Below are 26,872 nucleotides of genomic sequence, written 5' to 3' on the forward strand. Positions count from 1 at the left end.
CGAACAGTTAGGGCGCAGCCCATACGCAGTCGCATGTGGAATAGAAGTTTTCCATAAGGAATATTTCTTATTTTTTTAAATATAAAAGTAACTCATTGTTAAAAATAGACGGTTTTTTATCGTCAGTTAACAGAAGATGAAAGATAATAATAAGCAGCCCCCTTCATTTTCGTCAGACAGACTTTGTTTCTCCTCTACACTTTTTCTACCTGATCATTAGGGTATCAACCGGTTTGACAGCAATCATTCGATCGCATATGATTAGTGCTGAAATGATTTTAAAGGGAAGCGATTTCTCTATACAATTAATTATGAGTAAAACAATTAATATGCAAACTCAATATGACATTCGTATCCTTAGCGCGCTGCGCCGCATAACCCGGGCTATCGCCGTGCACTCACGGCAACTTGCCGCCTACAGCAACGTGACAGCGCCGCAGTTGATCTGCCTGGGCGCCATTGTTGAGAACGGGCCCATTACGGCTACCTCCATCAGCCGCAAAATACACGTCAGTCCCAGCACCGTCGTCGGTATTCTTGACCGTCTGGAAGACAAGGGCTGGATTCGTCGCGAGCGTGGCAGGGAAGATCGCCGTATTGTGTTTATAACTGCGACCGAGGCCGGCATTGAATTGGTCAGGGCAACGCCATCGCCCATTCAGACCAAGCTGACAGATGCGCTGAAGGATTTACCAGAGACAGAACAGGCCGACATTACGACGTCGCTTGAAAAAATTGTCATGCTCATGGAGGCACACAGCGTTGTGGCGCATGAGATTTCCAATGAACCGGCATCACCCATCCTGGATGTTCCAGTGGCTGATGCCTCGCACCCAGAATCCGGAATTTTAATTTGATTGACACGGCACTCACCACATCTCAAACGCATTCGCAACAATCCCATGCGGCAGGGGCGGCGCAGAAGAACCTGCACCTGCTGAGAACACCTGCCAGAGCCGATGGTTATGACATCTGGCAATTGGTTTCCCAGTGCCCGCCATTGGATTTAAATTCGGTATACAGCTATCTGCTGCTGTGTGAGCATTTTGACAAGACCTGCGTGGTCGCGCAGGCCAATGAGCAAATCGATGGATTTGTCTCAGCCTATCAGCCTCCTGATAAGGCCGACGTATTGTTTATTTGGCAGGTCGCCGTCCACGAGCGTGGGCGCGGTCATGGACTGGGTCAGCGAATGCTGCAAAGTCTGCTGGAGCGGCCGAACCTGGCGCATATCCGGTACCTGGAAACTACGGTGGGTCCGGACAACGCCGCTTCTCGTCGTATGTTCGCGGCCGTCGCTCGCAACATGAGCACCGGCATCGCAGAAAGCCCGCTATTTGAACCAGAATTATTCGGGCCTCAAGCGCATGACGATGAACGTCTTTTGAAGATTGGGCCGCTCAGGCCAACGCCGGGCTGAGTTCACCAGGGCGTGCCCGGCGTCCGAATGCCTGTAACAGGCATTGTCTTTTAATATTTAAATAAATAGGAAAAATCATGGATTTAGAAATTTTCGACCGCATGGAGTCTGAAGTACGTGGCTACGTACGTTCATTCCCCGTCATATTCAGTCAGGCCAAGGGCTCTGTACTGACTGATGAATCAGGCAAGGAATACATCGATTTTTTCAGTGGCGCAGGTACCTTGAATTATGGGCATAACAATCCGATTCTCAAGAAGAAGCTGATTGAATATTTGAATACTGACGGCGTGGTGCATGGTCTGGATATGGCCACATCGGCAAAAAAATATTTCATGGAAACTTTTGAACGTGTGTTGTTGATTCCGCGCAAAATGAATTACACGTTGCAGTTTACCGGTCCAACCGGCACCAATGCCGTAGAAGCGGCACTCAAATTGGCGCGCCAGGTCAAAGGTCGTTCCAACGTCGTTTCATTTACTCATGGTTTTCATGGTGTGAGCGGCGGTTCGCTGGCTGTGACTGCCAATGAAAAATTCCGGAATGCGGCCGGCGTCTCGCTGCATAACACCGCCTTTATGCCCTTTGACGGGTATATCGGACCCGACGTGGACACCATTGCCTATTTCGAACGCATGCTGGAAGATCCCAGCAGCGGTCTGGACTTGCCGGCTGCTGTCATTGTCGAGACGGTTCAGGGAGAGGGCGGTGTGAATGTGGCCAGTTGGCGCTGGATTCGTGAACTGGAAAAACTGTGCCGCAAGTTCGACATGCTGCTGATCGTGGATGATATCCAGGTCGGTTGTGGTCGTACCGGCAGCTTTTTCAGCTTTGAAGCGGCCGGCATCAAGCCCGACATTATCACGCTATCCAAGTCGCTGTCCGGCTTTGGTCTGCCAATGTCACTTGTGTTGATGAAGCCTGAACTGGACATCTGGAAGCCTGGCCAGCACAGCGGTACGTTCCGCGGCAATAACCTGGCTTTTGTTACAGCGGCCCAGGCGCTGGACAGCTACTGGAGCGACGACCGTTTCCAGAACGAAACGCGCCGCAAGGAAAGCATTGTGCGCGACTGGCTTGAGAACATCGTGCACAGCTTTCCTGAAGCCGGCTTCAGTGTGCGTGGCCGTGGCCTGATTCAGGGACTGGTCTGCGATGATAGGCCCGAGCTGGCAAATAAAATTGCCCAGCAGGCTTTTGCACACGGGCTGGTCATTGAAACCTCGGGCGCCCAGGACGAGGTCCTGAAAATTTTGCCGGCGCTTACCATCGAGGATGCGCACTTGACGCAGGGCCTGGAGTTGATTGAACGCAGCGTCGCTGAAGTGCTCAAGCAGGAAGGCAAGAAATCCAAAGTTCTCAAATTCGGAGCGTAAGAAATATGATAGTTAGAAATGTGAAAGATGTTATTGGTACCGATCTCGAAGTTAAAACCGACACCTGGCTCAGTCGCCGTGTGTTGCTGGCCAAGGATGGCATGGGATTTTCTTTTCATGAAACTGTGATATTTCCCGGTACGGAAACCCATATTCACTACCAGAATCACCTGGAAGCAGTGTGGTGCGTGGAAGGGGACGGCGAGATCGAAACCATTGCCGATGGCAAGAAATACGCACTGGGCCCGGGCGTGGTTTATGCCCTGAATGAGAATGATGAGCATTGGCTGCGCGGTGGGAAAGTGCCGCTACGTGTAATCTGCGTCTTTAATCCCCCGGTAACCGGTCTTGAAGTACATGACGAAGACGGTGTTTATCCGGCTATGACCGAGGAAACCGCCTGAACTGTAAACAGATAAGGAGTACAAGATGGTCGTAACCGACATTTATGAATCACGTACCAGCGGCACAGCCGCAATTATCGCCAGACAGGAACCCGTGGTGTATGGTGACGGCAATTACGCCGATGCGTTGTCTGCCGAGCAGATGGCTGCCTACGAACGGGACGGATTTTTGGTGTTGGACAGCCTGTTCAGTGAGCAGGAAGTCAAGGTGTTGATGGACGAAGTGCTAGCGATGACCAACAACAGCAAGATTGCCGCGAGCGACGAAGCGATTACCGAACCCGGCAGCAAAGCTGTTCGTTCCATCTTCAAGGTGCATGCGTTGAACAAGGTAATGGATCGGCTTTCACGCGATCCTCGTCTGATTCATGTTGCACGTCAGATATTGGGTTCGGAAGTGTACCTGCATCAGTCGCGAGCCAATCTTAAGCCTGGTTTCAAGGGTAAGGAGTTTTACTGGCATTCCGACTTTGAAACATGGCATACGGAAGATGGAATGCCTCATATGCGCGCGTTGAGTTGCTCGGTATTGCTGACAGACAACAATGAATGCAACGGTCCGCTTATGGTTGTGCCAGGTTCTCATCGACAGTTCATTTCGTGCCGGGGAATCACACCCGACGAGAACTACAAAAAATCGTTGAAGGCTCAGGAATATGGCGTGCCTGATCCATTGAGTCTGGAGTTGCTCGCAGAGCAGGGCGGCATCAAAGCCGTTACCGGCAAAGCCGGCTCGGTGGTGTTTTTCGATTGCAATACCATGCACGGTTCTAACGGCAACATTTCGCCATGGCCACGTGCCAACGTATTCATGGTGTATAACAGCGTTGAGAATACGCTTAATGCACCAAAATATGGGCTGGCGCCGCGTCCTGAATACATTGCGACGCGGGCATTTGAGGGCGCGCTGGAGCCGCTGGATGCGTTGCAGGAAGTTGCGTGATGTACGATACGGAATGTATTTGCTACGGTTGAACGCATTCCGGATTGGGCATTGTTTCGCCTGCGTGCGCAAGCCAATATCGTTGTAGAAAAATGAGCGTCAGAATGGCTCCGGTTTTTCCCCCGGGGCCATTTTTCATTTGCAGGGTGGTGGTTGTAAAATGATGGGATAGCGCGCCCTGGGGTGAAATGCCTGTTATTTTCTGCAGATTGCATATAATCAGTCGATAGGGTGGGAAATGAGATCCACCTCGTGGATATTGGGCGATGCTTTCGTACAGTGTGATGGAGTATGCCTTTGTGGTAATACAAACGTAAAGGCGACACACCACTGTGCGGTGAGGTTAAGTATGGAAATGAAGCTGGAAAATCTGGAAGCCATGACCGATGTGGAAGAAAAGGTGTTCTGGAGAATGTTTGATGTCAGGATCGTGCGCGACAATGGCGCAGCTGCGCGCGCGCACCTGCAGGCCGGCCGCCCGGTTTATTATCGCGAAGATGGTACGCCTCCAGGCCTGATCATCAAGGAATTTCCCGACGGGCGACGCCAGCTCGTGCGTTTTGTCGATGGAGTCGAACAAACGGTCGGCGATACTGCAGCGGCATGAGTGTACCGAAACTCTGGGTCGTAGCCGGCCCCAATGGGGCAGGCAAAACAACGCTTACGCGTTTGCATCTGACGGGCCATCTGCCGGTTGTCAATTCGGACGATATTGCCGAACAGCTTGATATCGAAAATCGCAATAGCGCACAGGTGCAAATGCGCGCCGGCAGGCTGGCTTTGCTTGCGCGAGATAAGCTGCTTGCCAGTGGGCGCAGCTTTGCAATAGAAACCACGCTTAGCGGCAATTCTGAGCTGGACCTGATGCGTCGCGCCCGCCTCGCAGGCTATCAGGTCATCCTGGCTTTTGTTGGCGTGGATGACGTGGGGCTGCTTATTGCGCGGGTCAAATCACGCGTTGCCGATGGCGGTCATGCCGTTCCGCTGGATGCGATAGCGCGGCGTTACGGGCGCAGCATGGATAACCTGGGGTTTGCGCTGCAGATTGCAGACCGGGCCTGGGTGTTTGAGAACAAGCGCAAAAGAGGGCGCCGCACTCTACTCATCCGCGAGGCAGACCGGCTCAAATATGTAAGCAAATCGTTGCCGATGTGGGCCAGGCAGGCGATTCCCACCGCGCTGCGTAAACGGGACCGTCTCCATAAGAAAAAAAGCATGTAGGATCACGCAGTTGGGCAAAGCGTGTACATGGTTCCTTGTCTTTGGTGAGTGCATCACAATCGGGGCCCCTTGTAGCCGACCGCAACGCTGCGGTATTAGCCAGGCTGCCGGATTGTTCATTCCAGTGTTATTAGGGCGTGCTGATCAGGCTATGCTGTAGCCCAGTTGCTGGCTGATGCGTTGCGCTTGTTGACGAACGGATACGGCAATGGGTCCACTCAGCGACGTATCAAAGCCGCCGCTGGCGCCCAATGCGGTCAGCACTGCAGTCAGTTGCCCGGCATAGTTAAATACCGGCGCTGCAACGGCACTAATGCCTTTCAGGTTGGTGTCTCTGACACAAACACAGTGAAATCTGCTTATTTCATCATGTAATTGTGCAACCAGGACATCAAATGGCGCCGGTGGGTTCTGCGTTTCGTCCAGGGTGTCAAATTCCTGCCTGGCCAGTGCCCGTACGGCAGGTTCGTTGTGCAGCCCGAGAAAGACTCTGCCGGTAGCTGACCAGAGAAAGGACAGTACCGAGCCCACCCTTACGTTCACCGTGACCGGCAGGCTGGGTTCTTCCATCCGTACGATGGTCGGGCCTTTGTTGCCCATGACCGCAATAAAGCTGGTAATGCCCAGCTGCTCGCGCAGATGTATCAGGGCTGGCTCCGCTATTCTGATGGGATCAGCCTGTCGCATGGCGGCAAGGCCGATCAACATGGATTCCAGACCAAGTGTGTACTGTTGCGTATTGGCGTTCTGTGTCACCAGCCCACCATCAATAAGGCTCACCAGATAGCGATGGACTTTGGCAGGGTTTTCGTCCAGATGCGTTGCCAGGGCGGTAAGGCTGGCGCCCCCACCCAGGCTGGCCAGCCCTTTGAGCACCGCTACCACGGTGTCAGCTGCCTGTACACTTTGTCGTCTTTCACGGCTGCGCGCGGGGGTTGCGGCAGTGATATTGTCAGGGGCGCTCAGGGCGTTCATTTGATACATAGACCGGAAGTAGACATGGGCCGTATTATAGAGGACGATAAAAGAACATGATCGGCCAGGCAGGCATTTTCGCCCGGGACTAGACGGCAAGGGCGGCAAGCACAATGGCGGCAAGTATTCATGATCCGGCCTTTCATATGAGGATTGTCATAGATCCAGGACGATGCGTTTGTCTTTGGCTCGCGAGCAGCAACTCATCATTTTTTTGCCTGCCGCACGTTCGCTGCGCGTGAGCACCACATCCCTGTGATCAGGCAGGCCGCCCAGTACACTCACTTCACAGGATCCGCACAGGCCTTCCTCGCAATCGCTCTGGATGTCGATATTGGCGCCACGCAAGGCCTCCAGCAGCGTCTGGTCTGCAGCAACGGTAACGGTAATGCCCGATTGCTTCAGTTCAGCTTCGAAGGAGTGCTCCTTGGTCGGGTCCAGTTTGCCCAGTGTTGAATGAAAATGTTCGATATGCAATGCGTCGTCTGGCCAGCTTTCGCAGATTTTCTGCAGGCAGTCGGTCAGGCGTTGCGGCCCACAGGCATAGATCTGCGTGTCGGCGTCGGATGTGGCCAACAGGCTGGCAAAATCTGCGCGCCGCGCTTCATCGGCGGCATAGACATGGAGCCGGTCGCCATGCTCCTGCAGGCAAGCGAGCAATGCCATGCTCTTGCGGCTGCGACCGCAATAGTGGATCTGGTAATCAATTCCGCGTTTTTTGGCCGCCCGCGCCATGGCGCTGATGGGGGTAATGCCGATTCCGCCGGCAATGAAGATGGCCTTTTTGGCTTGTGCATCGAAATGAAAGTGATTGCGCGGACCACGGATATGCAAGGGGATGCCGCAACGGACATGTTGATGCACCCATGCCGAGCCGCCGCGACCGGCGTCTTCGCGCAATACGGCAATATCCAGAACTTGTGGATTGGCCGGGTCGCCGCAAAGAGAATATTGTCGCGAGATACCCAGGTCGCCGCACACCAGGTCAATGTGGGATCCTGGCGTCCAGCGCGGCAGGGTCTGGCCGTCGGCCGCAGCCAGGCGGATTCGCATGATATCGTCGGTCAGCATCTCGGTTTCCTGAACCACAACCTGGCGGGATAGCGAATGGGTGGAAGGTTCGCCAAGCCGTATCGGATGCTGTCTGCCCAAAATAGCGGGGTTATGGCGTTCCGGATTGGCTGCAGGGTCCCAGTGCACCAATAAATGTTCCGGCCCCCGGAATGAGGTGTTGGGTACATAGGTAAATGTCTGTTCCGACAATTTCAAATGGGGCAGGCGCAGGGTGAGCTCTTCAAGAAAAATCTGCATTTCCATTCGCGCCAGATTCTTGCCCATGCATTGATGCGAGCCATAGCCGAATGTGAGCTGGTCGCTGGCATTCTCACGCCGGATGTCGAGCAGATCAGCGTCGGTAAAATGACGTTCGTCATGATTGGCCGACGAACTGACAATCAGCAGCTTTGAGCCTGCCGCAATCTGGATACCACCGATCTGCACATCGCGTGTCGCGAGTCTTCGCCATGCCGCTACAGACCCATTATGACGCAGGCATTCTTCCACCGCGTTCGGAATCAGGTTTGGATCCTCACAGATTTCCTGCCAGACATGGGGGTGCGATAGCAGCAGTTTGATGGCATTGGCAGAGGCGTTGGCTGTGGTCTCATGCGCAGCAACAATGCCAGCCATCATCATGGAATGCAGGTAGGAGTCAGGCACCACCTCCGGATGCAAGTGCTGCATGCGAATGCCGTATTGCATCCAGCCGGGCTGCTCGGGATTTTTGCGCATCTTCTCCAGAATCGTGCCGGCCAGTTGCCAGAAGTTGCCCACGGCATGGGCGACGGCAACTTGTTCTTCCGGCTTCGGGCGGCCCCAGGTATTGACGGTATGCGCGATGGAATACTTGCGCAGGGTATCCATGTCTTCTTCAGGAACACCGAGAAAATGCAGGGCGACGGTCAACGGCACTTCCCACAGCATCTGTTCGACCAGGTCTGCTTTGCCATCGTTGATAAAGCGGTCGACGTATTGGCGGGTGAGCTGGCGCACCATGGGTTCGTGATGCTTTAATGCGTCGACGGTGAATGGCTCCATCAGCAGGCGTCGCCGTGGCATATGCGCCGGCTCGTCTTCATTGACCAGGGTGCGGCTCATGCCGTAATTGTAGGACTCCAGCACGGCGTTGGCTTCGGGGCCAGTGGGTGTGATTTTTTCAAGTGCAATAGAGGGACTGAAGGTGATGTTGTCACGAAATATCTGTTTGATATCCTCGTAACGAGTCACCACCCAGTACCCCAGTTTGGGACTGAAAAATACCGGCTCCTGTTCGCGTGACCATTTCACATACTCCGGCGGGTCCTGTTGGTAGGCGTCTTCGAAGGGGTCGAACTGCGCAGCGCGGGCGCTCACCGGGCAGCCGGTGGCATTGGTGTTTGCACCGGAATAAGGGCATTGCGCCTGCGCTGACTGCGAAGTGGATTGGGTATTCATGATGTAACTCGGATCAGTCCAGGGTAATGTTCAAGTCTTTGATAAGTTTGTGCCAGCGAGTGCGTTCGTCCTCAAGCAACTTGCTGTATTGCTCGGGCGTGTCGCCCACTGGCTCGATGCCAAATTCGATCAGCTTTTTGTGTGTCGCCGGCTTGTTCAGGGCAGCAACAACGCTTTTATTCAGGCTGGCAATAATATCAGCAGGGGTTTTGGCCGGCGCCACCATCCCAACCAGCGCCGCCGCTTCCACATTGGGATAACCGGATTCAGCAAAGGTGGGCACGTCAGGCAATTGCGGCAAACGTTTGGCGCTTGCCACGGCCAGTGGACGTATTTTTTCGCCTTTCAGAAAGCCCGCACCTGCCGCCAGATCAACCATCATGGCCTGCACCTGGCCGCCGGCAAGATCTGTCAGTGAGGGGGCCGCGCCGCGATAGGGCACATGGGTCATTTTCAGGCCGGCTTCTGTCTGGAACAGCTCCATGGCCAGATGATGCGGACTGCCGGCACCCGCTGAACCGTAGTTGATGCTGCCGTTGCTGCTTTTGACGTGTTCGACAAACTCCTTCAGGTTTTTGATATTGCTGGCCGGATTGACCACCAGGATCATGGGGAACCGTCCAAGCAGGGTAACTGGCGCCAGATCCTTGACTGGATCATAGGAGAGTTTTTTGTACAGTGCCGAATTAAAGACCATGGTTCCGTTGTCGGCCGACAGCACGGTGTAACCGTCGGCAGCGGAGCGCGCCGTGTCGCTGGCCGCTATGGAGGTGTTGCCACCCGGCTTGTTGTCGATGACTATAGATTGTTTGATATCTTCGGACAGGCTCTGGCCGATGGTGCGAGCCAGGAAATCGGAACCGCCGCCAGCGGGATAGGGCACGATCCAGCGGATGGGTTTGTCGGGGAATGACTGTGCCAGGGCCGGGGCCATGGCTAGACTGCCGGCGACAATGGCCAGCGAACAGGATGTCAGGTAGGTGCGAATGCGCATGTTGTCTCCGTTATTGGTGTAGGTGCTGCGTGGGCGCTACGTTATTGCGTAAATAATATACGCATTGCGTAATGAATACAACACAAATGAAATAAGGGTTTCCCCATGGCAACTGTAATTACAGCGTCTATGTCGGTCATACAAGACTTGGATGGCGCCACGCAGCGTTTGTCGCCTGCGGGCTAGACGAGTGCAGCGATCAATGAGGGCTTACCTGAGTCCCGGTTTTCTGGCCAGCTTGTGCAGGTTGCTGGCATCCAGCCCGAGGTTCATGGCGGTCTGAGTGCAGTTATCTTTATTGTGATGCTGTGTCTGTTTAATGAACCGTTTTTGAAACTCGGACACCGCAGGATCGGCTGGTGACGGTAAGCTTGCTGCGTACTGTGGACGCTCTGGTCTTTACTATGTGATCTTTACTATCGGCGGCCTCTGCTTTAGCCGGCAGGTTGACAACTTCGTGCACAGTGACAGTGACAGGCAGGTGGTTCGCCTGCCTGGTTCACGCTGTCCTGGGCCGGGTATAACGGAGTCCCGACAAGGCATCACTGGCTTTGCTGGCTGTCAATCGGCACAGGCAATAAAACATGGCCGCCCTGATCAACTGGGTGAAAAGGACGGCCACTTCGGGAGGCGCTTGCTGATGCCGCTTTCATTTGTAAAAGCGATTTTTTATATATGCTTAATTATATGCTCAGTTATACGTTTATTTATATGCATCAATCGGGAATGGGCATGCTCATGAGCTTGGCGATCCATTCCGGATCCTTGGGGTCACCGGCGCTGCGCTGGTTGGTGTCCAGGGCGTTAATGGCCGCCATCTGTTCGTCGCTTAATTCGAAATCGTATATCTGGAAATTGCTCTCGACACGGCTTGGCTTGCTTGAGCGTGGAATAGCCAGTGAGCCGCGCTGCAAATGCCAGCGCAGAATGACCTGGCCGACATCCTTGCCGTGGGACTTGGCGATGTCCTGAAGAACGGGGTTGGTCAGCAGCGTCGCGTCGCCTCGTCCAAGTGGCGACCAGGCCTCAAGCAGAATGTCCTGTTCGTTCATATACTTGAGCAGCGCACGCTGCTGAAACAGCGGATGCGTTTCCACCTGGTTCAATACCGGCTTGCTGTTGGAACTAGCCGCCAGCGCCTGCAGATGGTCGATTTCAAAGTTGCATACGCCGATGGCTTTGGTCAGGCCTTCGTCCTGCAGTTTCTCCAGCGCCTTCCAGCTTTCCCTGAAGCCTTCGACCGGCCAATGCAACAAATACAGATCCACGTACTCCAGCCCCAGTTTTTTGAGTGATTTGTCAAAGGCGCGCAGGGTCTGGTCGTAGCCGAAATCCGTGACCCAGACTTTCGTAGTCAGATGGTAGTGTTCGCGCTTCAGTCCTGATTGGGCGAGCGCTTTTCCAACAAAGGCTTCGTTCATGTAACGGGCTGCCGTATCAATGACGCGATAACCGGTTTTCAGGGCCTGGGTGACTGCCGGCACACAGATTTCTTCCTTATCCAGTTCCCATGTGCCAAATCCCAGTGAGGGGATGGTCTGGCCGTTATTCAGCGTAAACGTTTTCAATGACATGTGTAATTCCTTGTCTGGCAAATTGGTTGAAAGGGTAGTGTGCTGTGTTGATGCTCGTTACAGTTACCATACCAAAAACAAACGTCGGTTGTCTGACAATTGTGACGTAACGAGAATATTTTATGGGATCTGTGGCAATGATGGGAGCCCGTTTCAGGCCTTGCTCAGTTTCGGCGATATATTGATGGTGAAACAGTGGTGCGCTGCCCGTAGACAAAAGCACCGCGCCCGGCGTGAAAACTCAATGGCCTGGCCGGTAAGATGCGCCGTGGCGGATTGCCGGGAGGCAACAGGCTGACCCGAACCAACAAAGGACGGATCAGCCAGATGTTTACTGCAGCCTGGCCTGTTGCCCACGAATGCCTTCAAGGCGTTCGGTAAATTGGGCCAGGCGCTCTTTTTCCTGTTCAATGACATGGCCCGGTGCGCGTGCGACAAAGCCTTCGTTGGACAGTTTGCCTTGTGCTTTGGCAATTTCGCCTTCCAGACGCTGAGCTTCTTTGGCCAGCCGGGCCAGTTCAGCTTCCTTGTCAATTTGCACGTTGAGCATCAACCGGGTGTTGTCCAGGATCTGAACCGGCGCACCCAGATCAGGCAGCAGGTCAACAACCTGTACTTCGCTCAGTTTGGCCAGCGCCATCAGGTATGGGGCATTGCGGTTGAGCATCTGGGCGTCGCCTTCGGCGAACAGGGGTACTTTCTGGGCCGGCGACAGGCTCATCTCTCCGCGCAGCGCCCGGATGGCCTCCACTTGTGCCTTGAGCGTGGCGACCTGTGCTTCGGCAGCTTCATCAATCAGCTCGCTGTTGGCCAGCGGATATGGCTGAACACTGATGCTCGCTGTGGTGCCCGCTGGTTTTTTGCCCGCCACCAGCGCCACTTTCTGCCACAGCGCTTCTGTGATAAACGGAATGATGGGATGGGCCATGCGCAAAATGGCTTCCAGCACCCGGATCAGGGTGCGGCGCGTGCCGTTTTGCTGCGCCTGGTTGCCGCGCTGGATCTGGACCTTGGCCAGTTCAACATACCAGTCGCAGTATTCGTCCCAGACGAACCGGTATATTGCATTTGCAATCATGTCGAAGCGATATTCATGAAACCCTTTCTGTATATTTTCAAGGGTTTGCTGCAGGCGGCTGGTAATCCAGCGATCGGCAAAGGACAGCTCGTTATCGTCCTGATTGACTGCTTCGGCGTCCGGTACGTTCATGAGCACAAAGCGGCTGGCATTCCAGAGCTTGTTGCAGAAGTTGCGGTAGCCTTCGCAGCGCTTCAGGTCAAAGTTCATGTTCCTGCCCAGCGTGGCATAGGCGGCCATGGTAAAGCGCAATGCGTCAGCGCCGTAAGGTGCAATACCGTCCGGAAATGCCTTGCGGGTGTCCTTTTCGATCTTGCCTGCCTGTTTTGGATTCATCAGGCCCGACGTGCGCTTGGCGACCAGCGTGTCCAGATCAACACCATCGATCAGGTCCACAGGATCCAGCGTGTTGCCCTTGGATTTGCTCATTTTCTGGCCGTAGGCGTCCAGAATCAGCCCGTGCACATAGACATGACGGAACGGTACCTGGCCGGTCAGATGCATGCTCATCATGATCATGCGCGCCACCCAGAAAAAGATGATGTCAAAGCCGGTGACCAGCACATTTGACGGCATATAGCGTTTGAAATCATCTGTTTCTGCCGGCCAGCCCATGGTCGTAAAAGGGACCAGACCAGAGGAAAACCAGGTGTCCAGCACGTCGTCGTCGCGGCGCAGCGGTCCGGTCACGCCGGCTTTTTTGGCTTTGATCTGCGCTTCTTCCTCGTTGCGGGCGACAAAGATCTGGCCGTCTTCTGTGTACCAGGCCGGAATCTGGTGACCCCACCATAATTGCCGGGAAATGCACCAGTCCTGGATGTTTTCCAGCCACTGGTTATAGGTGTTGCTCCAGTTATCCGGAAAAAAGCGCACTTCACCATCACGCACCACGTCCAGCGCAACCTGGGTAATGCTTTTGCCCGGGTTGTGCGTGCCTTCAGGGGCCGGCTTGCTCATGGCGACAAACCACTGGTCTGTCAGCATGGGTTCAATGACCGATTTGGTCCGATCGCCGCGCGGCACCATGAGTTTGTGCGGCTTGATGCTCTCCAGAAGCGCCTGGGCCTCAAGCTCTGCAACAATTTGCTTGCGCGCCTCGAATCGGTCCAGGCCCTGGAAGCGGGCGGGGGCGTCTTCACTGATTTTTGCGTCCAGCGTCAGAATACTGATCATATCCAGCTGATGGCGCTGGCCAACGGCATAGTCGTTAAAATCGTGGGCGGGGGTTACCTTGACCACACCTGTACCGAATTCTCGATCGACATAATCGTCGGCAATCACTGGGATATTGCGATCGCACAGGGGCAGACGTACTGACTTGCCCACCAGGTGGCTGTAGCGTTCGTCTTCAGGGTGAACCATGACAGCCACATCGCCCAGCATGGTTTCAGGACGGGTAGTTGCCACCACCAGATATTCCAGCCCGTTTACCGGTTCGGTAAGGGGGTAGCGGATATGCCAGAGAAAGCCATCTTCTTCCTGGCTTTCTACTTCCAGGTCAGACACTGCTGTGCCCAGTACCGGATCCCAGTTGACCAGCCGTTTGCCGCGGTAGATCAGACCTTGCTCGTGCAGACGGACAAAGGTTTCGACCACGCCCAGGGACATCTGGCTGTCCATGGTGAAATATTCACGCGGCCAGTCTGCCGAAGCGCCCAGGCGTCGTACCTGAGCGGTGATCGTATTGCCCGACTGTTCCTTCCATTCCCATACGCGCTTTACGAAGGCCTCCCGACCCAGGTCGTGCCGGGTGGTTTTCTGGGCATCCAGCTGGCGCTCAACGACAATTTGCGTGGCAATGCCCGCATGATCGGTGCCTGGCACCAGGACGGTGTCGCTGCCCAGCATCCGGTGGTAGCGGATCAGACCATCCATGATCGTATGATTGAAGGCGTGCCCCATATGCAGCGTGCCTGTGACATTGGGGGGCGGGAACTGAATGGTGTAGGGTTCGCCACTTTCCGGTGCGTCTGTAGACGTGTGGCGGCCGGCCCGAAAGACGCCCATGCGTTCCCATTCCTGGTACCAGGTGCGTTCAAGCTCCTTGGGTTCAAAACTTTTGGGCAATTCGTCGGGGGCAGGTGTTTGAGTCATAGTATCAACAGTGGATGGGCTGGCGGGTTTATGGCCGTCAGGCCCAAAGGGTCAGCAAAATGGTGAGTCTTTATCGAAAACCCTTATTTTAAGGTGTAGCGCCCTAATTTTGCATGTTAAAATGCCGAGTTAGTTAAAACTTCGTTGAAGTAACTGTTTTCATTGAATATTTGGAGTAATTAAATGGCTGTTGAACGTACGCTCTCTATCATCAAACCCGATGCTGTTGCCAAAAATGTTATCGGCGAAATTATTTCCCGCTTCGAAAAAGCGGGTCTCAAAGTGGTTGAAGCTCGTATGCAGCAACTGAGCCAGGCCGAAGCCGAAGGCTTTTATGCCGTTCACAAAGAGCGTCCTTTTTTCAACGATCTGGTCAAATTCATGATTTCCGGTCCTGTTTTTATTCAGGTTCTGGAAGGTGAAAACGCCATCGCCAAAAACCGCGAACTCATGGGCGCCACAGATCCCAAGAAAGCCGATGCCGGTACCATCCGCGCCGACTTCGCCGACAGCATTGACGCCAACGCTGTACATGGCTCCGATGCCGCTGACACAGCAGCCAACGAAATTGCTTACTTCTTCAAGAAGTAACAGGCTCGCTGAAAACGTGCTTCATTTTCCGCAAAAGGCTGTTATGACTACTACCGATCAACGCATCAATCTTCTGGGTGTCGAATCCGATTCGCTCGTCAAGCAGGTGGGTGACTGGGGTAACAAGCCTTTTCGCGCGAAACAGTTGCTGCGCTGGGTGCACCAGCGCGGCATCTCCGATTTCGACCAGATGACAGATCTGGCCAAGGACTTTCGCAGCACGCTGACAGAACGCTGCTCGTTGCAAACACCATCGGTTATTACCCAGAAAGTATCTACCGACGGTACCCGCAAGTGGCTGTTTGATGTAGGCAATAATAATGCTGTCGAAACCGTATTCATTCCGGAAGATGACAGGGGAACCCTGTGCATTTCCAGTCAGGCCGGTTGTACCGTGGGCTGCCGTTTCTGCTCTACTGGTCACCAGGGCTTCAATCGAAATCTGACCACAGCTGAAATTGTCGGTCAATTGTGGAAGGCCCGCCACGATATCATGCAGGATATGCCTGCCGCACGTCTGGCCGCCGCAGGACAGGATGAGCCACCAGCTGCCGTACAGGACCAGGATCTTCGCGTCATCAGCAATGTCGTCATGATGGGAATGGGCGAGCCGCTACTCAATTATGATCAGGTTCTGCCGGCATTGCTGCTTATGCTCGACGATAATGCCTATGGGCTGTCGCGGCGTCGAGTCACGGTGTCCACTTCCGGTGTCGTACCGTTCATGGACCGCCTGGCGCATGACTGCCCGGTTGCGCTGGCGGTATCGCTGCATGCGCCGAACGATGCGTTGCGCGATCAACTGGTGCCGCTCAATCGCAAATATCCGCTGGCTGAGCTTATTGCCGCCTGTAACCGCTATCTTGTGCATGCGCCGCGTGATTTCATCACCTTTGAATACGTCATGCTCGATGGCGTGAATGATTCGGATGAGCATGCCCGTCAACTGGTGGATATCACGCGCCAGGTCAAGTGCAAGCTGAACCTGATTCCGTTCAATCCGTTTCCGGAGGCGGGTCTGAAGCGGTCCAGCAATGCACGCATTCGCCAGTTCTCCAGCTTGCTGGTGGATCAGGGCGTGATTACCACGGTGCGTAAAACCCGAGGTGAAGATATTGATGCCGCCTGTGGACAGCTCGCGGGCGACGTTAAAGACCGTACCCGCATCAGCGAACGCATGCAGGCCTTCAAATCCATTCCCATTACCGAGATTTCTTCATGACCAACGAAACAGACATTGCCGCTGATATTCCCCGTGAAGAGTCGGCCCCCGTACAATCGCTGGGCCAGACGCTCGCGACGCTCAGAGCGGCTCGTGGTCTTACGTTGGCTGAAATCTCCAATCGCATCAAGTTTTCCGAGACTCAGTTGCGCGCGCTGGAAAGTCAGAACTGGGCGTCATTGCCCACTGGCTTCATGTTGCGTGGCATGGTCAAGAAATATGCGCAGGTATTGGAAGCGGATGAGCAGCCATTGTTGCAATTGCTGGGCCAGCAGCCAGGCGTTGAAGGCGGCCAGCAGGTTGTTGCTGCCTCTGCAGCCACGACCAATATCAACCTGAAACGCAGCACCGATTATGAAATCCGGGACAGTTACTCCCGGTCCGGGCGCTCCAGTGGTACAGGCCTGTGGCTGTTTGTCATCTTGCTCGTGCTGGTCGTAATTGCCGTCTACGGCTTTACCCGCGGCTGGTACACCTTGCAGGATCTCGGTCTCGAAAGCCTGCAGCACTGGTTTGAATAACTGACTCAATGGTATCGCTCTTGTCGCTGCAGTGCGCTGACCCGACTTCGGCCGTACCACTCTGTTTAAGACTGACACTACCATGACCATCGTTGAACAATCGCCGTTTCCTATTGGCCAGTTGACCCGCCGTCCGACGCGTGGTGCACGTGTCGTATGGGGTGCCAAACAGGTCCAAATTGGTGGCGGTGCGCCAGTCGTGGTGCAATCGATGACCAATACCGACACGGCAGATCCGATCGCGACGGCCATTCAGGTCAAGGAATTGGCGCAGGCCGGTTCCGAGATGGTGCGCATCACCGTCAATACGCCCGAGGCGGCAAAGGAAGTGCCGGCAATTCGCGAGCAACTGGATCGCATGGGTGTTTCGGTTCCGCTGGTGGGCGACTTCCATTACAACGGGCACAAGCTGCTTACCCAGTTTCCCGAGTGCGCGCAGGCGCTGTCCAAATACCGGATCAACCCGGGCAATATGGGCGGCGGCAAAAAACGCGACGACAATTTCGCGCAGATGATTGAAGTGGCCTGCCGCTATGAGAAACCGGTACGCATAGGCGTAAACTGGGGCAGCCTGGATCATGAACTCATGGCGCGCATGATGGACGACAACAGCCGGCGCAGCGTTCCCTGGGACGCATCGGCTGTCATGCGCGAGGCGCTGGTGGTGTCTGCCATTACCAACGCTGCCCGCGCCGAAGAACTGGGTCTGGCCGGTGATGCCATCATCCTGTCCTGTAAGGTAAGCCATGTTCAGGATCTGATTTCGGTATATCGGAACCTTTCTGCCCGTTGTGATTATCCGTTGCATCTGGGCTTGACCGAGGCCGGCATGGGTAGCAAGGGCATTGTGGCTTCTACGGCCGCGTTGTCCGTACTGCTTCAGGAAGGAATCGGTGATACGATTCGCATTTCTCTTACACCTGAACCGGGCGGTGATCGCACCCGCGAAGTGATCGTGGCGCAGGAAATACTGCAAACCATGGGCTTACGGGCGTTTACCCCCATGGTCGTGGCGTGTCCCGGTTGCGGGCGCACCAGCAGTACCTACTTCCAGGAGCTGGCCGATAGCATTCAGTCTTACCTGCGCCGGCAGATGCCAGTATGGAAGGCGCAGTATCCTGGCGTAGAAAGCATGAACGTTGCGGTCATGGGCTGTGTAGTAAACGGGCCTGGCGAAAGCCGCCATGCCGATATCGGAATCAGTCTGCCGGGTACCGGAGAGGTTCCTTCAGCCCCGGTCTTTATCGATGGGCAGCGCAGCGTTACCCTGAAGGGCGAGGCGATTGCCGAAGAATTCCAGGAAATCGTGCGTGATTACGTTCACAAGCGTTATGGCGCACAGGGTTCGGATGTATCCGGACAGAACAGCAATAATTTGAACTGACAAGAGTAACTATTTTGAGTAACACAACCGCATTCCAAAAGGTCACAGCTTTACGCGGAATGAACGACATCCTGCCAGGCCAGTCGGCGCACTGGGAGCAGCTGGAAGCCATGCTCCGGCAGTGGCTAAGTCTATATGGCTATCAGAACGTACGCACCCCCGTGCTGGAGCAGACTCGTCTGTTTGCGCGCGGCATTGGCGAGGTCACCGATATTGTCGAGAAGGAAATGTATACCTTCAGCATGTCGGCTGACCGGCAGGAACTGATGACGATGCGCCCGGAGTTTACTGCGGGCGTCGTGCGGGCCGCGATTGAGCACAATATGTTGTACGACCGCGCGCAGCGTCTGTATACCATGGGGCCGGTGTTCCGGCATGAACGGCCACAGAAAGGACGCTACCGGCAGTTTCACCAGATCTCGGTCGAAGCCCTGGGCTTTCCCGGGCCTGATATCGATGCCGAGCAGATCATCATGCTGGCACGTCTGTGGAAACAACTGGGTATCAACGACATCCGGCTGGAACTCAATTCGCTTGGGCAACTGGAGGAACGACGGGCGCATCGTGAAGCGCTGATCGCGCATCTGGAAAAGCATAAAGCGGTTCTGGACGCTGACGGACAGCGCCGCATGTACAGCAATCCCCTGCGGGTGCTGGATACGAAAAATCCGGCGATGCAACAGATGGCCAATGACGCGCCCAAGCTGTTCGATTTTCTGGGCAGCGAATCCAGGGCGCACTTTGATGCCCTATGCCAGAGACTGGATGATGCCGATATCGCCTATACTCTGAATCCGCGACTGGTGCGCGGACTCGATTACTACAATCTGACCGTTTTTGAATGGGTGACCGACAGGCTTGGCGCCCAGGGAACCGTCTGCGGGGGCGGGCGCTATGATGGCCTGTTTGATCTGCTGGGTGGCAAAACGGCGCCAGCCATCGGCTTTGCCATCGGGCTGGAGCGATTGCTTGCATTATGGCTGGAGGATGCGAAAGTGCAGATGATGCCCGAATGTGATGTATATTTCGTCCATAGCGATGCGCAATCGGCCCGTGTGGCTGCCGGCATGGCTGAATCTGCCAGAGATCTTGGCGTGCGCTGTATTGTGCATCCTGGCATGGGCTCGTTCAAATCGCAATTTAAACGAGCCGATGCCAGCGGCGCGCGCCTTGCGGTAATTTTAGGGGAATCCGAAATGACTCAGCATTCGGCATCCGTGAAGTTTTTGCGGGCAGATGCCCAAGGCGCGACCGCACCGCAGTTTAGCGTGGCGCAAAGCGAGCTGGCAAACGCATTGCTGGATAAACTCCGGGCTCAGTAAATAATTAACAATCAACAGCAGGCAGTCTCGTTACGTGATCGGCTTGAAAATCAGTAAAGGATAGTTGAAGAATATGGCTTTTGACCTCGAAGAACAGGAACGGATCGACTCGCTAAAGGGGTGGTGGGATCGTTTCGGCAACACAATTCTGACCGCTATTATTGTTGTCATGCTGGGCATACTGGCATGGTACGGCTGGAGCTGGTATAAGTCCTCGCAGGTCAAGCAGGCGCTTGGCTATTATGAAATCGTCCAAACCTCGGCCGTGTCTTCTGATGCAGACAGTCAGGCCAGGCTGGATCAGGCAGCGGCCGAACTCAAGAAGAGTTATGGCGATACGGCCTACGCAGCCCGTGGCGCTTTGCTGGCGGCCGATTTTTATATACGTGGCGGTCATTATGACCAGGCGCAGCAGGAGCTTACCTGGCTGGCCGGACGCGGCAGTGATTTCCCTGAGCTGTTGCCTGTGGCAAAGTTGCGTCTGGCCAGTGTCTACGCTGACCAGAAAAAGTTCGACGAGGCGCTGGCACAATTGAATAATCCGCCAGAAGCTTTCAAGGCGCTTTACGATGATCGTAAAGGTGATGTGCTGATCGCCCAGGGCAAGAAGCAGGAGGCGGTTGCAGCGTGGAAAGCAGCGCTTTCCGTCCAGCAATTACCGGCAGCATTTGTGAACACCATTCAATTGAAAATCAGTGCTTTAGGTGGAGAATAATCATGATGTTTCAACATATGCCTCGTCGTTTTCTGAAACTTACGGTGCTGGTCGGCGCGCTGGCGCTCGGCGGCTGCAGCCTTTTTGAGACTCCGTCGCAATTTGAGCCAGTCGATCTGACCGAATATACCCAGACCACGGTTCCTGCTGCAGCATGGAGCGCATCAATCGGTTCTGGCAGCGGCGTCGGGTTCGCTCCTGCAGTAGCTGGCGACAGTGTGTTGGCCGCAACGCCGGATGGGTCCGTGGCACGGGTTGCGCTGTCCAATGGCGCAGTGCAGTGGAAAACATCAGTAGGCGATGCCTTGTCTGCCGGAGTGGGATCAGATGGCAATATCGCCGTTGTTGCCGCCCCGGACGGCAAGATTACCGCCTTGGATATGGCCGGCAAACCACTATGGACCGCTAAAGCCAGTACACGGGTGTCAACGCCACCTGCTGTAGGGCAGGGCGTCGTGGTGGTGCGGGCCGACGATTATCGTGTCCAGGGTTTTGATGCCGGCAGCGGCGAGCTGCTGTGGAATTACCAGCGCACCAATGCTGCGCTGGCACTGCGCGCCGTTTCCCGCATGATTATCGACAAGGGCAATGTCCTGGTTGCTGTTCCCAGCGGTCGGCTGGTCGCACTGGACCTGAAAACCGGCAGGTTGCAGTGGGATGTCCTGGCCGGCCCCATTCGCGGCGTGACCGATCTCGATAGTGTGACAGACGTTGTGGGCGCACCGGTGCTGGTCGGCAATGGTGTGTGCGTGGCTACTTATCAAGGCAATGCCGGTTGCTACACACCCGGCCGCGGCGACGGACAGGCATTGTGGTCGCAGCCATTCTCCAGTGCGACAGGCGTCACACTGAACAATAATTCGCTTTATGCCACCGGCATACACGGTGAAGTCGTCCGCATGGCACTGGGTAACGGCCAGCAGCAATGGATCAATCAGGTTCTGAAAAACCGGGGCCTGACCAATGCAGTGTCCAACGGCAATGTTGTTGCTGTTGGTGATTATGAAGGCTATATACATTATCTGTCCGATGCCGATGGGCATCTGCTTGGCAGATCCGAATTTGGCGGCGATCCGATGTTATCGCCGCTGACCGTCACCGCCCAGGGTATCCTGGTGCAAACCGGTGCGGGTAATCTTGTTATGCTTGGTGCACGTTGAGTACTGTTTCCTTTAAACCCGTGGTATCGCTGGTTGGCCGGCCTAATGTTGGCAAGTCAACCCTGTTTAATCGCCTGACGCGTTCCAGGGCGGCGCTGGTGGCCGACTATGCTGGTCTCACACGTGATCGGCACTATGGCGAAGGCCGGGTTGGCGAGATTCCGTTTCTAGTCGTGGATACCGGCGGTTTCGAACCCGTAGCCAAAAGTGGCATCCTCATGGAAATGGCAAGGCAAACCAGCCTGGCCATCTCTGAATCTGATGTCGTGATCTTCCTGGTTGACGCGCGCGCCGGGGTCAATGCCCACGATCATGAGATCGCCCGCCTGTTGCGCAAGACCCGGGCGCATGTCTTTCTGGCCGTGAACAAGGCCGAAGGCATGAACCATGGCGTAGCCACGGCAGACTTTCATGAGCTTGGCCTGGGCGAGCCCTATGCGATTTCATCGGCTCATGGCGATGGCGTCGTCGATCTTATCGAGACTGCGCTGGCCGACGTGCTGGCAAAGAGTCAGCCTGCGGATAAGGGCGAAGCTGGCCAAGACGAGCAAGCCGATGAGGTGGAGCTGTCTGACGAGCAGATTGCCCAGGTGCTGGCGACAGCCGACACAACAGAGGACGAGGCTGAAGCCACGCCTGACGATTTTACCGATCATCGTCTGAAGCTGGCTATTGTGGGGCGCCCCAACGTTGGCAAATCCACGCTCATCAATACGCTGCTGGGCGAAGAGCGAGTTATCGCCTTTGATATGCCCGGCACCACGCGGGATGCGATTGAAATTGAATTTGAACGCAACGGTCGTCTGTATACCCTAATCGATACAGCAGGCCTGCGCAAGCGCGGCAAAGTGTTCGAATCGATCGAAAAATTCTCGGTGATCAAAACGCTGCAGGCGATTGAAGCCAGTAATGTGGTCGTGCTCATGCTTGATGCGCAAAGCGAGATTTCAGAACAGGATGCACACATTGCCGGGTTCGTGCTTGAGACCGGCAGAGCGCTGGTGGTGGCCATCAACAAGTGGGACGGCCTGGATCGCGATAAACGCGACTGGATCGAACGCGAGTTTGAGCGCAAGCTGCGATTCCTGTCATTTGCCAAAATGCATACCATTTCCGCGCTCAAAGGCGCAGGCATTACGCAATTGATGCGTTCAGTGCATGAAGCGCATGCTGCCGCGTTTGCCAAGCTGTCAACACCCAAGCTTACCCGCGAACTGCATGCCGCAGTCGAGCAGCAGCAACCGCCGCGCAAGGGGATTTTCCGGCCCAAGATGCGTTATGCGCACCAGGGCGGACAGAACCCGCCACTCATTGTCATTCATGGCAATGCGCTGGATGCGATTCCGGAATCCTACCGTCGTTACCTCGAATCCAGAATGCGTACTGTATTCAAGCTGGAGGGGACACCGCTACGGATCGAGTTCAAATCTTCCAAAAATCCATACAAGAAAGCAGAGTAAAAAATGAGTGCGTACTGGAGTGATTTTGTCAAAACGCTGGATCCCTATGTGCCTGGCGAGCAACCGAAACAGACGGATTTGATCAAGCTCAACACCAACGAGTCACCCTTTGCGCCGTCACCTGCGGTTCTTGAGGCGATCCGCCAGGCAACGGCGGATCAACTGCGCCTGTATCCCAGTCCTGAGAGCGACCGCCTGCGCACGGCTCTGGGCAAGTATTACGACTTGCCGGTAGACCATGTGTTTGCCGGCAATGGCTCCGACGAAGTGCTGGCGCATCTTTTCCTAAGCCTGTTCCGCCATCATGGCAAGCAGATCCTGTTCCCCGATATTACATACAGCTTCTATCCGGTCTATTGCCGGCTTTATGACATTGATTATCAGAATGTCCCGCTGGCGGAAGACTTCAGTATTCGTATTCAGGATTATCTGGCGTTGCCGGCCGAGTCTGTCAGTGCCGTCATCTTCCCCAACCCGAATGCGCCAACCGGCATTGCGCTTAAATGCGCCGAGATCGAACAGTTGCTGATCCAGCGTCCGCAGTGGGTGATTGCCGTTGACGAGGCCTATGTCGATTTTGGTGCAGAGTCATGTGTGCCGCTGATCAAAAAATACAAGAATCTGGTGGTGCTGCAAACGGTATCAAAATCCCGCTCGCTGGCTGGCTTGCGGGTTGGCTTTGCGCTGGGCCAGCCCGAACTGCTGGAGGGATTGGTCCGCGTCAAGAACAGTTTTAATTCGTATCCGGTCGATCGTCTTGCCGAAGCGGGCGCCATTGCAGCGTTTGACGATCAGGCATACTTTGAGCAAACAACACGGGAAGTTGCCGCCACGCGTGACGCGCTGACCGAGGCATTGCACAAGCTGGGTTTCGTTGTGCTGCCGTCCAAGGCGAATTTTGTTTTCGTATCGCATCCGCGGCATGATGCAGCACAGCTGCTGACGGCATTGCGGTCTCACGCCATTTTGGTGCGCCACTTTCGCCACCCGCGTATCGCTTCATTTCTACGTGTTACGATTGGCACAAAAAAACAGTGCGAAACACTCATTAAGTCATTGTCTGAAATAGTTTCTTAATCTAATATAGCAAATTACTGCTTTTTTTCTGATTGATCCTGTATTGTCTTTTGTGGCTGATCAATAATCAGGTAAATCAGTAAAGTCGTTTTCAGTTGTAAACCCAAATAACATATGGAGCCTAGCCAATGAGCACTAAAGGGCAATCACTACAAGATCCTTTCCTGAACGCGTTACGTAAAGAACATGTTCCCGTTTCCATTTATCTAGTAAATGGAATCAAATTGCAAGGGCAAATCGAATCCTTTGACCAGTACGTCGTATTGCTGCGCAATACGGTAACGCAAATGGTCTACAAGCATGCTATTTCAACAGTTGTTCCCGCAAGGGCCGTCAGTTTTCAAATTGACACACCAGCTGAACAGGAATAACAACCTCAGGTTTTCGCAAAAGCCCGCCAAGCTCTCTTGTGCGGGCCTTTTGTTTTTCAGGACGCTATGCGCGTATTAATTATTAGTGTAGATTCAGGCGATCTGGATCATCCGGCACATGCCGAAGAATTTCAAATGCTGGCCGAAGGGGCGGGCGCAGATATTGCGGGCACCCTTACCGTAAAAAGAGACAAACCTGACGCAGCCTACTACATAGGTAAAGGCAAGCTCGAGGATGCGGTGGCCATGGCCGAGGCCGAGGACGTTGAGCTGATTCTTTTCGATCAGCCGCTGAGCCCGGCACAACAGCGCAATCTGGAGCGCGCATTCGAACGACGCGTGGTAGATCGGGTTGCGCTTATTCTGGATATTTTTGCCTTGCGTGCCAAGAGTCACGAGGGCAAGCTGCAGGTTGAGCTTGCCCAGTTGCAGCATTTGGTTACGCGTCTTACACGAATGTGGACCCACCTTGAGCGACAACGGGGTGGTATTGGCATGCGCGGGCCTGGTGAATCCCAACTGGAAATGGACCGTCGCATGATTGGCTCCAAGGTCAAGGTGCTGCGCGAGCGCCTGGCGCGGGTAGAGCGTCAGCGCAAGACGCAGCGACGCTCGCGGGTCCGCAGCAATACATTGTCGGTATCGCTGGTCGGCTATACCAACGCCGGTAAAAGTACGCTGTTTAATGCCCTGACCAGAGCAGATGCCTACGCGGCCGACCAGCTTTTTGCCACGCTCGATACCACGACCAGGAAAATATGGATCGAGGGCGCCGGCAATGTAGTTATTTCCGATACGGTGGGCTTTATCCGAGATCTGCCCACGACGCTGATTGCCGCCTTCAAGGCGACACTTGAAGAGACGGTGCATGCAGACCTTTTACTGCACGTGGTGGATGCGGCAAGTCCGCAAAGAGATGAGCAGATTGCCGAAGTTGATAAAGTTTTAGAAGAAATTGGGGCCAATGAGATCCCTTGTATCCTTATTTACAATAAAATAGATCAAGCGGGCTACGAACCGCAAGTAGAAAGAAACGAAAAGGGCGAACCGGCCCGTATATTTGTGAGTGCACTACAACGAACTGGTCTGGATGGGTTGCGCGGGGCAATCGCTGAGTTCAGGCCTTCAATAGGAAACGAAGTTGCGATTCTTTAATCTTTTTAATCTTAATGATCCGGGCTGGGGTCGAGGAAGCCAGAATAACAATAATTCCGACGACCCATCGAAGCGTCCTGGCAGGCCCAATGAGGGTCCGCCAGATCTCGATCAGGTCTGGAATGATTTTAACAAACGGCTCAAATCCATTTTCGGCAAGAAGCAGGGCGGTGGCAATAACGGGTTCGACCGCCCTCCGCAAAATAATGGGTTTTCCCCTTCGCCAAAGGCGACACGGCTGGGTATCGTGTTCATCATCATTGCCGCGCTGGCGCTATGGCTGGTAAGCGGCTTCTACATCGTCCGTGAGGGTTATGTGGGCGTGGTCACGCAGTTCGGTCGCTACCAAGCCACGGTACTGCCAGGCTTGCACTGGCATATACCAACGCCTATTCAAGGCGTTGAAAAGGTCGATATTTCAAGTGTGCGTAATTTTACATTTGGCTATAAAAACGACCTGAGCAACAAGGTACCGGCCGAATCTCTCATGCTGACTGAGGAGGAGAATATCGTTGAGGTGCAATTTGCAGTGCATTATCGCCTTAAAACCGAACTGACTCCAGACGCAGTGACACAGCGCTCACCTGCAGCCGATTTCCTGTTCTCCATGGTCAATCCTACCGAGGCAGTACGCCAGGCCGGTGAGACTGCAATGCGCGAAATCGTGGGTAAGGAATCTATGAATAATATTCTGTACGAAAGTCGTACAGCGGCGGCCAACAACGTCATGAAGTTGATGCAGCAGATTCTGAACCGCTACCGTTCCGGTATCGAAGTGACTTCTGTCGCGATCCAGAACGTGCAGCCTCCAGAGCAAGTGCAGGCGGCATTCGAAGATGCGATCAAGGCCGGTCAGGATAACGAACGGCAGAAAAACGAAGGTAATGCTTACGCCAGTAAGGTTATTCCTGAGGCTCGAGGTCGTGCCTCGCGTCTGGTTGAAAGTGCCGAAGGCTATCGCGAAGCAATCGTGACGCAGGCCAAAGGTCTGGCATCACGTTTTGAAAGCGTTCAGGCCGAGTACGCGAAGGCGCCGGAAGTAACCCGCGAACGGATCTATATTTCTACGCTGCGAGAGGTATTTGAAAATACCTCGAAAGTGCTTCTTGATACCAAAGATGGTAACAATATGATGTATTTGCCGATAGACAAGATCCTCGAGGGTCAGACCGGGCAGAAGCAACAGCCACGCAAGCCAGACAATGATTCATCCTCGTCAAATTCGTCGACGGACAGTCCGTCGACCGGCAATACCGCGGCAACACGCAACGATAATCGTTTGCGCCGTGATGATTTTGACCGCAGCAGGTAAGAGGACTTAT

The 26,872-nt window shown here is 54.6% G+C and carries 24 protein-coding genes; 19 read left to right on the forward strand and 5 right to left on the reverse strand.

All coding sequences use genetic code 11. The annotated features are described in order from the left end of the window. The first annotated feature begins 311 nt into the window (after nt 1–311). The 7 genes from INT32_RS18115 to INT32_RS18145 all read left to right on the forward strand — a co-directional run bounded on the left by INT32_RS18115 (nt 312) and on the right by INT32_RS18145 (nt 5,364). Nucleotides 312–857: a MarR family winged helix-turn-helix transcriptional regulator gene (locus INT32_RS18115; protein WP_193090113.1), complete on the forward strand. Its 546-nt coding sequence runs from the start codon at nt 312–314 to the stop codon at nt 855–857. Then, nucleotides 854–1,420, forward strand: coding sequence for a diaminobutyrate acetyltransferase (ectA, locus tag INT32_RS18120; protein WP_193090114.1), 567 nt, complete (start codon nt 854–856; stop codon nt 1,418–1,420). Before INT32_RS18115 ends, ectA begins: the two co-directional genes overlap by 4 nt. Before the next feature lie 77 nt (nt 1,421–1,497). After that, nucleotides 1,498–2,796 carry a diaminobutyrate--2-oxoglutarate transaminase gene (ectB, locus tag INT32_RS18125; protein ID WP_193090115.1) on the forward strand — a complete coding sequence of 433 codons (1,299 nt, stop codon included), beginning with the start codon at nt 1,498–1,500 and terminating at the stop codon, nt 2,794–2,796. Between the two features lie 5 nt (nt 2,797–2,801). Beyond that, nucleotides 2,802–3,200: an ectoine synthase gene (locus tag INT32_RS18130; protein WP_193090116.1), complete on the forward strand. Its 399-nt coding sequence runs from the start codon at nt 2,802–2,804 to the stop codon at nt 3,198–3,200. Between the two features lie 25 nt (nt 3,201–3,225). After that, a complete protein-coding gene (thpD, locus tag INT32_RS18135) occupies nt 3,226–4,143 on the forward strand; it encodes an ectoine hydroxylase (RefSeq protein ID WP_193090117.1) in 918 nt (305 codons plus the stop codon). Nucleotides 4,144–4,492: 349 nt separating this feature from the next. After that, nucleotides 4,493–4,750, forward strand: coding sequence for a hypothetical protein (locus INT32_RS18140; protein ID WP_193090118.1), 258 nt, complete (start codon nt 4,493–4,495; stop codon nt 4,748–4,750). Next, nucleotides 4,747–5,364: a zeta toxin family protein gene (locus tag INT32_RS18145; protein WP_193090119.1), complete on the forward strand. Its 618-nt coding sequence runs from the start codon at nt 4,747–4,749 to the stop codon at nt 5,362–5,364. Before INT32_RS18140 ends, INT32_RS18145 begins: the two co-directional genes overlap by 4 nt. Before the next feature lie 144 nt (nt 5,365–5,508). On the opposite strand, the gene INT32_RS18150 is transcribed toward INT32_RS18145, so the two are convergent. From INT32_RS18150 to INT32_RS18170, 5 genes are all read right to left on the reverse strand, one after another. Beyond that, entirely contained in the window at nt 5,509–6,339 is an 831-nt protein-coding gene (locus INT32_RS18150; RefSeq protein ID WP_193090120.1) for an IclR family transcriptional regulator, read from the reverse strand. Between the two features lie 156 nt (nt 6,340–6,495). Beyond that, nucleotides 6,496–8,832, reverse strand: coding sequence for a cytochrome P450/oxidoreductase (locus tag INT32_RS18155; protein WP_193090121.1), 2,337 nt, complete (start codon nt 8,830–8,832; stop codon nt 6,496–6,498). Nucleotides 8,833–8,845: 13 nt separating this feature from the next. Next, the gene (locus INT32_RS18160) at nt 8,846–9,826 is read right to left on the reverse strand and encodes a tripartite tricarboxylate transporter substrate binding protein (protein WP_193090122.1); all 981 of its coding nucleotides are present in this window, start codon (nt 9,824–9,826) and stop codon (nt 8,846–8,848) included. A gap of 716 nt (nt 9,827–10,542) precedes the next feature. Continuing rightward, a complete protein-coding gene (locus tag INT32_RS18165; protein ID WP_193090123.1) occupies nt 10,543–11,400 on the reverse strand; it encodes an aldo/keto reductase in 858 nt (285 codons plus the stop codon). A gap of 331 nt (nt 11,401–11,731) precedes the next feature. Continuing rightward, nucleotides 11,732–14,572 carry a valine--tRNA ligase gene (locus tag INT32_RS18170; protein WP_193090124.1) on the reverse strand — a complete coding sequence of 947 codons (2,841 nt, stop codon included), beginning with the start codon at nt 14,570–14,572 and terminating at the stop codon, nt 11,732–11,734. Nucleotides 14,573–14,755: 183 nt separating this feature from the next. Between INT32_RS18170 and ndk the strand changes: the two genes are divergently transcribed. The 12 genes from ndk (at nt 14,756) to hflK (ending at nt 26,862) form a co-directional block, all read left to right on the forward strand. Further along, nucleotides 14,756–15,163, forward strand: a complete 408-nt coding sequence (gene ndk / locus INT32_RS18175) for a nucleoside-diphosphate kinase (protein ID WP_014750897.1) — start codon at nt 14,756–14,758, stop codon at nt 15,161–15,163. Nucleotides 15,164–15,206: 43 nt separating this feature from the next. Beyond that, nucleotides 15,207–16,385 (forward strand): 23S rRNA (adenine(2503)-C(2))-methyltransferase RlmN, encoded by a 1,179-nt coding sequence (rlmN, locus tag INT32_RS18180; protein ID WP_193090125.1) that lies wholly within the window; start codon nt 15,207–15,209, stop codon nt 16,383–16,385. Next, a complete protein-coding gene (locus INT32_RS18185; protein ID WP_193090126.1) occupies nt 16,382–16,906 on the forward strand; it encodes a RodZ family helix-turn-helix domain-containing protein in 525 nt (174 codons plus the stop codon). The genes rlmN and INT32_RS18185 overlap by 4 nt, the downstream gene beginning before the upstream one ends. 82 nt (nt 16,907–16,988) lie before the next feature. Continuing rightward, nucleotides 16,989–18,290, forward strand: coding sequence for a flavodoxin-dependent (E)-4-hydroxy-3-methylbut-2-enyl-diphosphate synthase (gene ispG / locus INT32_RS18190; RefSeq protein WP_193090127.1), 1,302 nt, complete (start codon nt 16,989–16,991; stop codon nt 18,288–18,290). Between the two features lie 59 nt (nt 18,291–18,349). Continuing rightward, on the forward strand, nt 18,350–19,612 hold the full coding sequence (gene hisS, locus INT32_RS18195) for a histidine--tRNA ligase (RefSeq protein WP_226817270.1): 1,263 nt from the start codon (nt 18,350–18,352) through the stop codon (nt 19,610–19,612). A gap of 73 nt (nt 19,613–19,685) precedes the next feature. Next, the gene (locus tag INT32_RS18200; protein WP_193090128.1) at nt 19,686–20,327 is read left to right on the forward strand and encodes a tetratricopeptide repeat protein; all 642 of its coding nucleotides are present in this window, start codon (nt 19,686–19,688) and stop codon (nt 20,325–20,327) included. Nucleotides 20,328–20,329: 2 nt separating this feature from the next. Then, entirely contained in the window at nt 20,330–21,487 is a 1,158-nt protein-coding gene (gene bamB / locus INT32_RS18205; RefSeq protein WP_193090129.1) for an outer membrane protein assembly factor BamB, read from the forward strand. Further along, the gene (gene der / locus INT32_RS18210; protein ID WP_193090130.1) at nt 21,484–22,947 is read left to right on the forward strand and encodes a ribosome biogenesis GTPase Der; all 1,464 of its coding nucleotides are present in this window, start codon (nt 21,484–21,486) and stop codon (nt 22,945–22,947) included. The genes bamB and der overlap by 4 nt, the downstream gene beginning before the upstream one ends. 3 nt (nt 22,948–22,950) lie before the next feature. Next, nucleotides 22,951–24,024, forward strand: coding sequence for a histidinol-phosphate transaminase (gene hisC, locus INT32_RS18215; RefSeq protein WP_193090131.1), 1,074 nt, complete (start codon nt 22,951–22,953; stop codon nt 24,022–24,024). A 128-nt stretch (nt 24,025–24,152) separates the two neighbouring features. Further along, nucleotides 24,153–24,395 (forward strand): RNA chaperone Hfq, encoded by a 243-nt coding sequence (gene hfq / locus INT32_RS18220; protein ID WP_193090132.1) that lies wholly within the window; start codon nt 24,153–24,155, stop codon nt 24,393–24,395. A 66-nt stretch (nt 24,396–24,461) separates the two neighbouring features. Continuing rightward, nucleotides 24,462–25,550, forward strand: a complete 1,089-nt coding sequence (gene hflX / locus INT32_RS18225) for a GTPase HflX (RefSeq protein WP_193090133.1) — start codon at nt 24,462–24,464, stop codon at nt 25,548–25,550. Beyond that, nucleotides 25,537–26,862, forward strand: coding sequence for an FtsH protease activity modulator HflK (hflK, locus tag INT32_RS18230; RefSeq protein WP_193090134.1), 1,326 nt, complete (start codon nt 25,537–25,539; stop codon nt 26,860–26,862). Before hflX ends, hflK begins: the two co-directional genes overlap by 14 nt. The last annotated feature ends 10 nt before the right edge of the window (nt 26,863–26,872 follow it).

Origin of the sequence: Advenella sp. FME57 (assembly GCF_014897675.1) — a bacterium.
Classification (GTDB): domain Bacteria; phylum Pseudomonadota; class Gammaproteobacteria; order Burkholderiales; family Burkholderiaceae_B; genus Advenella.